Here is a 12,246-nt window from a genome sequence, read left to right on the forward strand (position 1 = left end):
GGACTGATATGGCTCACGGAACGCAATCAAACCCACTGCGGCATGCCGGTATCGGCGTAACGTGCGCCGAAACTACCGTGTGGCAGAATCTCCTTAACACGCGCGAGGTCTTCCTGGCTCAGAACAAGATCGAGGGCGCCGACATTCTCGATCAGGCGATCTTGGCGGCGGGTTCCAGGAATAGGAACGATGTCGTCGCCCTGAGCAAGCAACCACGCAAGCGCAAGTTGGGCGACCGTCGCGCCTTTGCTTTCCGCGAGGTTGATCAGTTGACGGACCGCATCCACGTTCCCCTCAAAGTTGCCTGGCTGCCAACGGGGATCGTCGCGACGCATATCCGTCTCTTCGTATTCGGCGGCTGGCTTGACTGCGCCCGTCAAGAACCCGCGACCTAGCGGGGAATAGGCGACGAATCCAATGCCAAGTTCACGAACTGTCGGCAGAATCGTTTCGACATTGCGTTCGAACATGGAGTATTCAGTCTGGACAACGGTGACGGGTTGGATGGCGTTCGCTTTGCGGATGGTCTGCGGGCCAGCCTCGCTCAGCCCGAAGTACTTGACTTTGCCCTCGATGACGAGGTCTCGAACCGTTCCCGCGACATCTTCAATCGGCACATTCGGATCGACTCGATGCTGATAGAGAATGTCAATGTGATCGACACCGAGATGCCGCAAGCTGTTTTCCGTAACTTCCCGGATATGTTCCGGGCGGCTGTCGGTGCCGTAGCTGCGGGTGAATCCAAACTTCGTTGCGATGACTACATCGTCGCGCACATCCCTCAGCGCGCGGCCAACCACCTTTTCGTTCTCTCCCCATGCGTAGAGTTCGGCCGTGTCGAAAAGCGTCACGCCGAGATCATAGGCTCGCCGGATTGTTTCGATTCCGTGTCGTTCGTCGCTGGTGCCGTAGAAACTGCTGATGCCCATGGCGCCATACCCGATCGCCGAGACTTCGGGGCCGTTCTTGCCCAGTTTGCGCTTCTGCATTTTCAACCTCCGGTTGTTGTTCGCGGCTTACTATCGCAAACCAGCGCAAGGGTAGCGATGCCTGATGCTGTCGAAAGATTGCCTAATCCTGCCAATCCATTGACGTTATCGTGCAAACGGTGTGAACTGACTACATGACAACTATTGCTGATCTCCGTTGCGCTGTTTTGCCCCACGCGGGTCGTTGCGACACGGCGTTACCGCGTCTGCGGATATATTCGTCCGCGCGCCCGACTGAACTCCTTGCGACAATTTACGATCCCGTGGTGTGCCTTATCCTCCAAGGCGCGAAGAGGACAGTGATCGGCGACAAGCCGCTGGAGTACGGGGCTGGAGACTGCTTGGTCGTGGCCGCAGAAGTTGCAGCGATGGTACAGATCAGCCGTGCGAGTTCCGACTGTCCGTATTTGGCGCTGAACCTGTCCCTCGACCCGGAGATGATCTCTGCCCTGTTGGTCGATATGGCAGGGATGCCGGAGTCGTCGACCACGCCGGGTTTCAGTGTGAGTCCGGCGTCTCCCTTGCTGCTCGACGCGTGGCGAAGGATGGTGGAACTCCTGGATCGGCCTGACGAGATGCAGGTAATGGCTCCGCGCGTCGAAGAGGAAGTTTTGTTCAGGCTCCTCATGGGGCCGCAGGGATCGATTCTTCGGCAAATCGCCGGAACGGATTCCCGCCTATGGCGGATCCGCCGTGCGATGAAGTGGATAAGAGAGCACTATGCCGAGCGGTTGAGCATTGGAGCGATGGCAAATATCGCGAACATGAGCCCGTCGGTGTTCCATCGGAGGTTCAAGGCAGTCACCGGTCTAAGCCCATTGCAGTATCAAAAGCAGGTACGGCTTCACGAGGCACGTCGTCAAATTCTTTCGGAAGGAGCCACGGCGTTATCGGTCGGCTTTATGGTCGGGTATGAAAGCGCCTCTCAGTTCAGCAGAGAGTACAAGCGGCTCTTCGGCGAGCCTCCTCGGAGGGATGCGTCGGCGATGCAGTTTGTGTTGCCTGTTAATAACTTTCCAGCAAAGTAAAGTATCGATCAGCCAGTGACAACTCGCGATGTCGCGGAAATTCGCGGAAGAGTAAGGAGCAACCTGATGATGTTGAGGTCATGCCGGAGGACCGCTCAGCACCGATCGGCGACGCACGCGACGAACATCCTGATCGCTTGGCGTACGAAAAAATCCCTTTATTGACGGCACGCTATGTTATGGCGCCGCTTCGCCGCGCAGGAGCACGTCGGCCCCGCCGTCGACGAACGGGACTTGGCCCACCATGTAGCCATTGGCCGGACTAGCGAGGAATGCAAGGAGCGGCACGATCTGCTCGGCGGTTGCGTAGTCGTGCACGGCGGTGGGCACACCGGCGGCAAGCGCCTCGCGTCCCTCGGCCGTTTCTAGCAGCGGGGCGACCATGGGCGTCTTCACGACGCCCGGCGCCACGCCATTGAGTAACACGCCCTTCTCGGCCCGCCGGGCAGCGCCGCGGTGCGCCGTATCCACTGCGTCAGCGCGCGCTTCGATGATGCATAGCTTTGTGCGCCGATCTTTCCAGCCTGTTCGCGTGCCGCGGATTCGTTGCCTTCGAGGCACAACTCGACAAGGCGGGTATCGACCGGATGAAGCGATGCGAGTGATGAGATCACCACGACCCGTGGTTCTTTTCCTCGATGAAGGATCGGCAACAGACGTGGCAACAGATCGGTGACGCCGAAGTAATTCACCGCCACCAGCGTGTCGCCTGACACGGGCGGCGACACCCCCGCACAGGCCACCACAGCGTCGATCGACGGCGTGAGGTGCCTCACGCGCGCGGCGAACGCCGTGCGCTGCGCCGGAATAGAGAGGTCTACGCAAACTTCCGCATCGCGGAGATCGACCCCGATCACCCGTTCGCCAAGCGCTGTCAAATGCCGGGCCAGCGCCGCACCCATGCCTGACGCGGCGCCCGTGATCAGCGTCGTGCCGGAAGGTTTCGTGCTCATGATGCTTAGGTCGCCGAGCCGGGCAGACGCACCACCAGCCCGTCCAATTCCGGCGTCATGAAGATCTGGCACGTCAAACGGCTGTTTTCGCGCACGTCCATCGCGCAGGTAAGCATGTCGACCTCATAGGGTTCGGCCGCAGGCACATGGCCGCTCCAGGCTTCGTCGACATACGCATGACAGGTTGCGCAGCTGCAACTGCCGCCGCAGTCGCCGAGAATGCCTGGAATCTGATTATTCACTGCCGTTTGCATGACCGAGTCGCCAACATTGGCGCTCACGGCGGCTTCGTTGCCGTCCGGCTGGATGAATCGAATGAGCGGCATGGATTCTGGACCTCTGAAAAATTATTTGGACTGGGGAAGCAGACTTTTCAACGGGATCGATTCGTCGGCGAGATCGGCCGCGCGGAGCGGAATTTTCTCGGCAACGAAGCGCTTGGCCAGCATGAAGTCGGGCGCGCGGCTGACGGTATCGGCTGCTAGCATGATGCCGTCCTTGAGATAAAACGCCGAAAACGAGCGGGTATCGGGATTGCCGCGCAGGACGAATTGGTCGTAGCCGAGGGACAAGCCGACCATCTTGAGCTTCAGATCGTATTGATCGGACCAGAACCACGGCACGCTGTCGTAGGCGCGCTCCTTGCCACACAATGAAGCAGCCGCGGTGCGGGCCTGCTCCAGCGCGTTGGGGACGGACTCGAGACGCAGGCGGCGGCCGAGGGATGGGTTGGGGTGGTTGGTGCAATCCCCGGCCGCAAAAATATCCGGGTCGGACGTGCGCGTGTGTTCGTCTACGACGATGCCGTTGTCGACGGCAAGGCCGGCCGCTTGCGCGAGTTCGGTGGCAGGCTCCAATCCCACGCCGACTATGACAAGATCCGCGGCGACGCGCGTGCCGTCCGCGCAGCATACGGCGGCAATGGCGTCGCCGGATGGGTCGAGCACGAACTCAGTTACGATGGCGTTCGTGCGGATGTCGACCCCGGCTTCGCGGTGCACTTTCTCGTAGAACGTAGATAGCTCAGGAGCCGTTACGCGGGCGAGGACGCGCGGCAACGCTTCGAGCACCGTAACGTGCAAGCCGCGCTTCACTGCCACGGCGGCCACCTCCAGCCCGACATATCCTCCGCCGATGATGACGAGGCGCGAGCCGGCATGAAACTGGTTTCGAATGCGCGTGACGTGATCGAGCGTGCGAAGGTAGTGAAAATTCTGGAGCTTCTCGATCGTTTCGATACCCGGCAACGCGAGACGCCGCGCACGGCCTCCGGTGGCCAGTACGAGTTTCGTGTAGCTGATTTCTCTGCCGTTGGAGAGCGTGACCCGTTTCGCGGTACGGTCGATGCGCTCCGCGCGCGTATTCTGGATGAACTCGACACGCGCCTTGTCGTACGTCGACAGCGGTTTCAAATAAAGTTGCTCGGCAGTCGATTCGCCCGACAGGAATGCCTTGGAGAGCGGCGGCCGCTGGTAGGGCAAATGCGGTTCTTCTCCAACCATCACGATGCGCCCCGTCCACCCCTGTTCGCGGATCGCGGTCGCACACTCTCCCGCTGCGTGACCGGCTCCGACGATCAATGCGGTGTTCTCTGCGTCTCCAGCTGTCATGAAGCTGACTCCATTTCGCGCGGCCGCAGGCGCGCTGCGACCAGAGTTATTCCGAATAGTGTTCTAAATTGTGAACGACCGTCGTTGTCACTGTCAATGCTCACGAACCCGGTTGAACCGACGTGGAGCTGATCATCGCCTCGATGCCGCCAACCGCGAAACGAATCAGATAGGTGCGCATGCGCTCGATATGTGCTGTCGTGAGTGCCCGTGCTCCGGAGCGCGCTTCCTGCGCGTAAAGCTCGTTGAGCACGAGATGAAACACGGACTCGACGAAATGCTGGACAAGTTCGACGGTGTCCCGCGTGACGCGCGGAAGCGCTTTGACGAAGGCGTCCCGGTAGCGTGCGGCCGCAGGCGCGTATTGGTCGTAAAACGGCGCAGTGAGGTCGGGGCGCTCCAGAAGGCAGCCAATTTGGGTCAGCAGGCGCAGATAGTTACGCCACCCGGGGTCGCCGCTTGTCAGATGCGCAAAGGCGGGCGCGGAAAGCGCGGTCACGATGGTTTCGACATCGGGCCGCTTGCCATGCAGCGGAGCTAGCGCGATCTCCAGCGATTCGATCACCTGCTGGCTTATCAAGGTTGCGCGGCGGCCAATCGCTTGCTGGAACAGGGCATCTTTGCTGCCAAAGTGGTAGCGCGCGAGGCTCATCTCCATACCACAGCTCTGCATGATGTCGCGAATCGACGTGCCGAAGTAACCGTGCATCGCGAACAGCCTTTCGGCCGTGTCGAGAATGCGCTCGGGCGTCGTGCTGCGCGCTGAAACGCGCGGCTCCTTGAAAGCGGTTGCCGGATTGCTGGCCGCGTGCGTGTTCCTGGACGACATGGTTTCCCTTTCGTGGCGGGGCACGAACTGGAAAAGCGCGGCCCCTTCCAGTCAATGATAAAACGTTCTTGCACAATCGTGCAAAATAGAACATAGTTCAAATATCGGCACGATGCGGGATGATCCGGAGTGCCTTCAAACGAACGATTTATGGAGACACGACCATGGCCGGCGCGCTGCGACTTGAGGACTTCGACGATCCTGCGTTCAACCCCTTTTTTGAGGATTCGCTTGCCTACGGCGCCGATGCCAATCCGTATCCCCGCATTGCCGAGCTACGCGAGAACGGTGCCGTGCAGGAAGGCGACTATCGTGTGCTGATGGGCGGAGCGGCGGACCTGACGATGTCTGATGTCGCGCACTACTGCGTCTTCGGATACGACGAGGTATCGCAGGTGCTGGGCGACCCGGCCACGTTTTCGAACAGGTCTTACGAGCGTAATATCGGCATCAGCTTTGGTCGTAGCATCTCGACGATGGATGCACCCGAGCACCCGCGCTATCGCCGGATTTTCCAGAAGGCCTTTTTGCCGCACACGGTGGCGGCATGGGGCGATACATTGGTCGATCCAGTTGTAAGCGAGCTGATGTCGAAGTTCGTGGATCGGGGGCATGCGGATCTCGTCAACGAATTCACGCTTCACTATCCGTTCAACATCATCTATCGGCAACTGGCATTGCCACCGGAGGACGTGAAGGTCTTCCACAAGCTGGCGATCGCCCAGACGCTGGTTTCGATCGACGTGGCGCACGGCGTGGAAGCGTCGACCAAGCTGGGTGCCTATTTCGCGCGACTCATCGAGGAACGTCGTAGCAACCCCGCCGACGATCTCGTCAGCTCGCTCGCCACCGCGGAAGTCGATGGCGAATTGCTGCCTGACGAGGTGGTCATTTCGTTCCTGCGCCAACTGGTGAATGCGGGCGGGGACACCACCTATCGCGCAACCAGTGTGCTACTGCTCGCGCTGTTGCGCGATCCCGCACAGCTCGAAGCGGTTCGCCAGGATCGGACGCTGGTCGCGCAGGCGATTGAAGAGGCCTTGCGTTGGGATGGCCCCGTGCTGATGCAGTCGCGCATGGCGACTCGTGATGTCACGCTCGGTGGCGTCGAGATTCCCGCAGGCGCATTTCTCGACGTGTTGGCGGGTAGCGCCAATCGCGACCCCAGCCGATTCGCCGATCCGGACAAATTCGACATCTATCGCAAGCCGATTCACCGGCATTTTGCGTTTGCCTTTGGCCCCCACGTGTGCATTGGTCAGCACCTCGCGCGTGTGGAAATGACGCGCGCGCTCAACGCGATTCTCGATCGCCTGCCCAATCTTCGTCTCGATCCGGCCGCGCCCGCACCACAAATCAGCGGCATCATGATGCGCGTCCCGCATGCGATTCCCGTCGTTTTCGGCTAACTCTAACAATGACGGCCTCGCGTGCTGCGCAGGAAGCCGGCCGACAACGCAAGTGCTCAGGCACACGTTGATCCGGTTAGCACGCATGGGCGGTGGAGAACGAATCGATGACCGAGTTTGACTTTATCGTGGTTGGCGCGGGGGCGGCGGGTTGCGTGCTCGCCAATCGTCTTTCGGAAGGCGGGCGCCATACGGTCTTGCTCATCGAAGCAGGTCCCGAGGACCGCAATCCTTTGATCCGAATGCCTAAGGGATTCGGAAAACTACTGGGCGATCCAGCTCACGCCTGGTTCATCCCCGTGCAGCCCGACGATGGGAACGGACACCGCAACGAGATCTGGCTTCGCGGCAAGATGCTCGGCGGTTCCAGCAGCATCAACGGCATGGTGTATATGCGAGGTCATCCAGAAGACTATGACGGATGGGCTGAGCTGGGTGTTGAAGGGTGGGGCTGGCACAACCTGGCACCGTGCTTCCGGCAAATCGAAGATCATGCGCTCGGCGCCGATGAGCTGCGAGGCGAGGGCGGCCCGCTGAAAGTGTCGCCATACGCGCAGCGCAATCGTATCGGGGACGCTGTGCTCGAGGCGTGCAGGTCGCTCGGCGTTCGGCGCGTGGAAGATATTAACCGGCTCGATCACGAGGGCGCGGCTTATCTGATCTATACGATACGCAACGGCAAGCGGCAAAGCTCGGCCGAAGCCTTTCTGAAGCCTGCGAGGCCGCGCAAAAACCTTACCGTCGTCACCGGCACGCAAGCCACGCGACTTGTGTTCGACGGCACGCGCGCCGTCGGCGTGCAGTGCGAAAGCGCGGGGCAGCCGATCGCTTACCGTGCGCGACGCGAGGTTGTGCTCTCGGCGGGCGCGATCGAGTCGCCGCGGCTTTTGCAGCTTTCGGGCGTTGGCGATCCCGACCATCTGCAGTCACTTGGTATTCCCGTCGTGGCGGCGAGTCCGGGTGTCGGACGGAACATGCGCGAGCACTATCTGTATATGGTGCAGGCGCGTTTGCAGCATTGGCGCGATTCGCAGAACCGGCAGTTCAGCGGCATCCGTCTATGGCGTAACGCGATGCAATATTTTCTGTTCCGCCGTGGCGTGATGTCGCTCGGCTCGTACCAGGTGGGCGGCTTCGTCAAGACCGCACCCGATGCGACGCGTCCCGATGTTCAATTGATGATGGCGCCTTACTCGATGGATTTCGGCGCAGCCAGTTATGCTTTCGAGACGTTCCCGGGCATGCAGCTCTTCAGCTATCCGCTGCGTCCGCGCAGCGAGGGGCATGTCAGGATCCAGTCCGCCGACCGTCAGGTACCGCCTGAAGTCGTAGCGAACTACCTCGCGGACCCGTACGACCAGCAGATGGCCGTCAACGCATTCCGGCTCATGCGCAGTGTGCTGGCAGCCGAGCCGCTCGCGGGCCTGCTGGCGGGGGAGACACGCCCTGGCCCCGCCGTTCAGACCGATGATGAGATTCTCGATCTTTACAGGCAGGAGGGACAATCGGGCTATCACGCCTGCGGCACCTGCAAGATGGGCTCGGACCCGCTTGCCGTGCTTGATTCGCGGCTGCGCGTGAGGGGCGTGGAAGGCTTGCGCGTGATGGATCTCTCCGTCACCCCCACGATGATTTCCGGCAACACCAATGGTCCGATGATGGCGATGGCATGGCGCGCCGCTGGCCTGATGCTGGAGGACACGCGATGAGCCGCCTCGAAGACTACCGCGGGCACTTTGCCAATATCGAACTCGAGCGATGCGATGGTGTACTCCAGGTGCGCCTGCATACGGATGGCGGCCCGCTCAGGTGGGGCGCGCTCGAAGGCAGTATTCACAGTCAGCTAGGCGAGGCGTTCTACCAGATCGCGCATGACCTGGACAATCGCGTGGTCATCCTGACCGGTACTGGAGATTCATTCTGCGACGCCATGAATTACGCCGAGCTGCCAACGGCACCGCTTGCGCAAATCTGGCCGCGCTTGCAGCGCGAGGGACAGGACCTGCTCATGCAACTGCTGGATATTCCGGTTCCCGTTATCGGCGCGATCAACGGGGCGGCGCATATACATGCCGAGTTGCTCGTACTATCGGACATTGTGATCGCCTCCAGTCACGTGGAAATCTCAGACCAGGCACACTTTGTTCACGGCGTCGTGCCAGCGGACGGTGTGCAGATCATCTGGCCGATGCTGATTGGCCACAACCGCGCTCGCCACTTCCTGCTGACCGGCGAGAGCTTCACGGCGAAACGCGCGTGGGAGCTTGGTGTCGTCGGCGAAGTCGTCGCACACGAACAGATCCTCGAGCGCGCTTGGCAGATGGCTCGCGACCTGGCGGCGAAGCCGATTGAAACGCTGCGACTAACGCGCGCGGTGTTTACGCAGCCATTCAAGCGCCGCATGGTCGACGAACTGGGCTACGGGCTCGCGCTCGAAGGGCTTGCCGGTATCACCGCGCAGTCCGGGAAGACGTAACCCGTCAACGCGACATGTTCACGAATGGGAGACATGATATGACCTTGGCAGTGCAAGCATCAACGCAACGCAACGCTGTCGTTCAGCGGGCGCTCGACCGCGCCACGCGGGAAGGCGGCGAGATCGGCGTGCAGGTGGCGGCTTATCTGAACGGCAAGCTCGTGATCGACGCATGGAGCGGCTTGGCGGACCAATTCACTGGGCGCCGTGTCGACGGCGACACGCTCTTCAATGTCTATTCGGTGACAAAAGCCGTTGCCGCAACCGCGTTGCACATCCTGGCAGACCGCGGGCTGATCGAATACGACGCGCCGGTAACGCGCTACTGGCCGGAGTACGGCGCACACGGCAAGGATAAAACGACGGTACGCGATGTGCTGACTCACCGTGCTTGTGTGCCGCAGATGCCCGATGGCGTGACGCCGGAACTGATGTGTGACTGGCAGTGGATGACGCGCGCGATCGCGAACCTGGAGCCGCTTGCCGAACCAGGCACGAAGACGCTTTACCTGTCGATGACGTTCGGCTGGATCGTTGGCGAACTGGTGCGACGCGCCGATCCGAAGAAGCGCTCGCTGGGCCGTTTTGTCAGGGAGGAGATCGCGATGCCGCTCGGCATCAACGATCTATGGATTGGCATCCCTGAGGAAGTCGAATCGCGCATCGCGCGACTCACTGATGCGATGGTGCCGGTCCCTGCCGAATACCTGCCAGCGCTGTTCCTGCGTTCGATGCCGCAACAGGTCGCATTGACGCCGCAAGTGTTCGAGCGCCCCGACGTTCGGCGCGCGGAAGTTGCGGGCGTCGGAGGGATCTTCAATGCGCGGAGTGAAGCGCGCTTCTGGGCGATGCTTGCATGCGGCGGCGAATTGGACGGCGTGAGGATACTCTCGAAGGAACTCGTCGCCACGCTGAACACGCCGCGTGCCAACAGCGAAGAACCCGATCCGGTGATGTTTGGCTTTCCGATTCCGATCACCATCGGTGGCTTCTGGTTTGGCGGGGATCATCCACCGGTGACCGCGGTACGTTCGCCGCGCGCCTTGTGCCATCCGGGGCAGGGCAACTCGATCGGTTGGGCGGACCCCGATACTGGACTAGCCGTCGCCATCTGCCATAACAAGCTGTTCAACCCGACCACGCCAGAGGAGGATCCGCTGCTTCCGATCGCGGTGGCGATTCGCGACGCACTGGATCTTGAGTGATAGACGCCATGGTCATGGATATCGCTTATTTGCAGCAATGGACCGGGCACACCGAGGAAGTTCGTGACCAGATCACGTTCACGCCGATGGCGGCGCTCGGTGCCATGCTTGACCGCAGTGACCCCCCTCCCACTCCCGGCATTGACTTGCCGCCATTGTGGCACTGGCTTTATTTTTTGCCGGTTCATCGTCAGTCGGTGGTCGGGACGGACGGTCATCCTAAGCGCGGTGGCTTCCTGCCGCCTGTCGACTTACCGCGCCGCATGTGGGCAGGCGGTCAACTCGAGTTTGTACGCCCGCTGAAAGCGGGCAACGCGGTCACCCGGCTTTCTTCGATCGAAAGCGTTACGCACAAGCAGGGGCGTACCGGCGATCTGGTGTTCGTCAAGGTGAAGCACGAGGTCAGCGACGCCAATGGCCTCGCGATCGTCGAACGCCAGGATATCGTGTATCGCGATCATCCGGCCGCGAGTGAGAAGGTGGCAGATTCACTGGCCGCGCCCGCTGGCGGCCAATGGGCCCGCGAGATCAATCCCGATCCCGTGCTCCTGTTTCGCTATTCGGCACTGACGTTGAACGGCCATCGCATTCACTACGATCGGCCCTACGCGACCGGCGAAGAGGAGTACGAAGGACTCGTCGTGCATGGCCCGCTGCTCGCCACATTACTGCTGGAATCAGTGCGATCCGAATTGCCGGGTGCGAAAGTGGGCGCTTTTTCGTTTCGCGCGATCAAACCGGTGCTGGACACGTCGCCTTTCTATGTCTGCGGAAAGCGAGACCAATCGGACCCGAGCAAGGTAAGTTTGTGGATCGCCGGTAGCGACGGATCGTTGCGTATGGACGCTTCGGCTGTTCTGGCCTGATCGTTGAAACCGGTCCGCTGACGTGGACCGGACTCTCAAGTGGAGATTTATGCGTTCGTTTCTTTTTGTGCCGGGAAGCAAGCCCGAACGATTCGTGAAGGCGCTCGCGGCAGGCGCCGATGCGGTGATCGTGGACCTCGAGGACGCTGTGGCGGACGCGGACAAAGCGTCGGCGCGTGCACATGTTGCCGATGCGGCGAGAACATTTTCGGCATCGCCAGTTCGCGTACTGTTGCGCATCAATGGCGCTGCCACACAGTGGTTCGAGGAGGACCTGTCACTGGCAGCGTTAGATGGTATCGATGGCGTCGTGTTGCCCAAGGCTGAGAATCCGGCCGCGTTGACATCCGTCGCCGCAGTAACGACGAAGTCAATATGGCCGATCATCGAATCGGCTCAGGGCGTCTGGAATGCATTGGACGTGGCGCGCATGTCCGGCGTCGAGCGGCTCATATTCGGCTCGGTCGACTTTGAGCTCGATCTGGATTGTGACGGTTCCAGGGACGCGTTGCTGCACGCGCGTTCGCGCATCGTGCTGGCCTCGCGTGTCGCTGGAATTCAGTCTCCAGTGGATGGCATCACCGTGTCGATCGACGACGAACGGCAAGTCGCGGAGGACTCATCAAAGGCGCGATCGCTGGGTTTCGGCGGCAAGCTGTGCATTCATCCGCGTCAGGTTAAAGCGGTCAATGCTGCGTTCACCCCGAGCGCGGATGAAATTGCCAACGCGCGGCGGATTGTCGAAGCGTATGAGAAGGCAGAAGGCGGGGTAGTGTCCGTGGATGGGCGCATGGTGGACTTGCCGGTATTGGTCAAGGCAAGACGCATCGTCAGCTTGTTCGAAAACGTACGCGGTGCCGTAGAAGGGTGAGAGATGCGGC

Annotated in this window: 13 protein-coding genes and 1 pseudogene; 7 read left to right on the forward strand and 7 right to left on the reverse strand. The window is 60.9% G+C overall.

Features of this window, described 5'->3' with window-relative positions:
- Window positions 1-26 precede the first annotated feature (26 nt).
- Complete coding sequence (locus tag L0U81_RS33275) at window positions 27-989, reverse strand: aldo/keto reductase (RefSeq protein ID WP_233810493.1); 963 nt, start codon at window positions 987-989, stop codon at window positions 27-29.
- A 134-nt stretch (window positions 990-1,123) separates the two neighbouring features.
- On the opposite strand from L0U81_RS33275, the gene L0U81_RS33280 reads away from it, so the two are divergent.
- Complete coding sequence (locus L0U81_RS33280) at window positions 1,124-2,017, forward strand: AraC family transcriptional regulator (protein ID WP_233810495.1); 894 nt, start codon at window positions 1,124-1,126, stop codon at window positions 2,015-2,017.
- Window positions 2,018-2,194: 177 nt separating this feature from the next.
- On the opposite strand, the gene L0U81_RS33765 is transcribed toward L0U81_RS33280, so the two are convergent.
- From L0U81_RS33765 to L0U81_RS33775, 6 genes and pseudogenes are all read right to left on the reverse strand, one after another.
- Window positions 2,195-2,488 (reverse strand): SDR family oxidoreductase, encoded by a 294-nt coding sequence (locus L0U81_RS33765; RefSeq protein WP_326489895.1) that lies wholly within the window; start codon window positions 2,486-2,488, stop codon window positions 2,195-2,197.
- Window positions 2,410-2,970: an SDR family NAD(P)-dependent oxidoreductase gene (locus L0U81_RS33770; RefSeq protein ID WP_233810497.1), complete on the reverse strand. Its 561-nt coding sequence runs from the start codon at window positions 2,968-2,970 to the stop codon at window positions 2,410-2,412. Before L0U81_RS33770 ends, L0U81_RS33765 begins: the two co-directional genes overlap by 79 nt.
- A 5-nt stretch (window positions 2,971-2,975) precedes the next feature.
- Complete coding sequence (locus L0U81_RS33295) at window positions 2,976-3,296, reverse strand: 2Fe-2S iron-sulfur cluster-binding protein (RefSeq protein ID WP_233810499.1); 321 nt, start codon at window positions 3,294-3,296, stop codon at window positions 2,976-2,978.
- 21 nt (window positions 3,297-3,317) lie between these two features.
- On the reverse strand, window positions 3,318-4,580 hold the full coding sequence (locus L0U81_RS33300) for an NAD(P)/FAD-dependent oxidoreductase (RefSeq protein ID WP_233810501.1): 1,263 nt from the start codon (window positions 4,578-4,580) through the stop codon (window positions 3,318-3,320).
- 100 nt (window positions 4,581-4,680) lie between these two features.
- Entirely contained in the window at window positions 4,681-5,238 is a 558-nt protein-coding gene (locus L0U81_RS33305; protein WP_233810577.1) for a TetR/AcrR family transcriptional regulator, read from the reverse strand.
- 3 nt (window positions 5,239-5,241) lie between these two features.
- Window positions 5,242-5,409, reverse strand: a pseudogene (locus L0U81_RS33775) (TetR/AcrR family transcriptional regulator); the annotation flags it as partial.
- 164 nt (window positions 5,410-5,573) lie between these two features.
- Between L0U81_RS33775 and L0U81_RS33315 the strand changes: the two are divergent.
- The 6 genes from L0U81_RS33315 to L0U81_RS33340 all read left to right on the forward strand — a co-directional run bounded on the left by L0U81_RS33315 (window position 5,574) and on the right by L0U81_RS33340 (window position 12,236).
- Window positions 5,574-6,818: a cytochrome P450 gene (locus L0U81_RS33315; RefSeq protein ID WP_233810503.1), complete on the forward strand. Its 1,245-nt coding sequence runs from the start codon at window positions 5,574-5,576 to the stop codon at window positions 6,816-6,818.
- A 107-nt stretch (window positions 6,819-6,925) separates the two neighbouring features.
- Window positions 6,926-8,527, forward strand: a complete 1,602-nt coding sequence (locus L0U81_RS33320; RefSeq protein WP_233810505.1) for a GMC family oxidoreductase — start codon at window positions 6,926-6,928, stop codon at window positions 8,525-8,527.
- Complete coding sequence (locus tag L0U81_RS33325) at window positions 8,524-9,294, forward strand: enoyl-CoA hydratase/isomerase family protein (protein ID WP_233810507.1); 771 nt, start codon at window positions 8,524-8,526, stop codon at window positions 9,292-9,294. Before L0U81_RS33320 ends, L0U81_RS33325 begins: the two co-directional genes overlap by 4 nt.
- A 38-nt stretch (window positions 9,295-9,332) precedes the next feature.
- Window positions 9,333-10,499: a serine hydrolase domain-containing protein gene (locus L0U81_RS33330; protein ID WP_233810509.1), complete on the forward strand. Its 1,167-nt coding sequence runs from the start codon at window positions 9,333-9,335 to the stop codon at window positions 10,497-10,499.
- A gap of 8 nt (window positions 10,500-10,507) precedes the next feature.
- Window positions 10,508-11,365: an FAS1-like dehydratase domain-containing protein gene (locus tag L0U81_RS33335; RefSeq protein ID WP_233810511.1), complete on the forward strand. Its 858-nt coding sequence runs from the start codon at window positions 10,508-10,510 to the stop codon at window positions 11,363-11,365.
- 49 nt (window positions 11,366-11,414) lie between these two features.
- Window positions 11,415-12,236 (forward strand): HpcH/HpaI aldolase/citrate lyase family protein, encoded by an 822-nt coding sequence (locus tag L0U81_RS33340; RefSeq protein WP_233810513.1) that lies wholly within the window; start codon window positions 11,415-11,417, stop codon window positions 12,234-12,236.
- The last annotated feature ends 10 nt before the right edge of the window (window positions 12,237-12,246 follow it).

This window comes from Paraburkholderia sp. HP33-1 (assembly GCF_021390595.1).
In the GTDB taxonomy this organism is placed as follows: domain Bacteria; phylum Pseudomonadota; class Gammaproteobacteria; order Burkholderiales; family Burkholderiaceae; genus Paraburkholderia.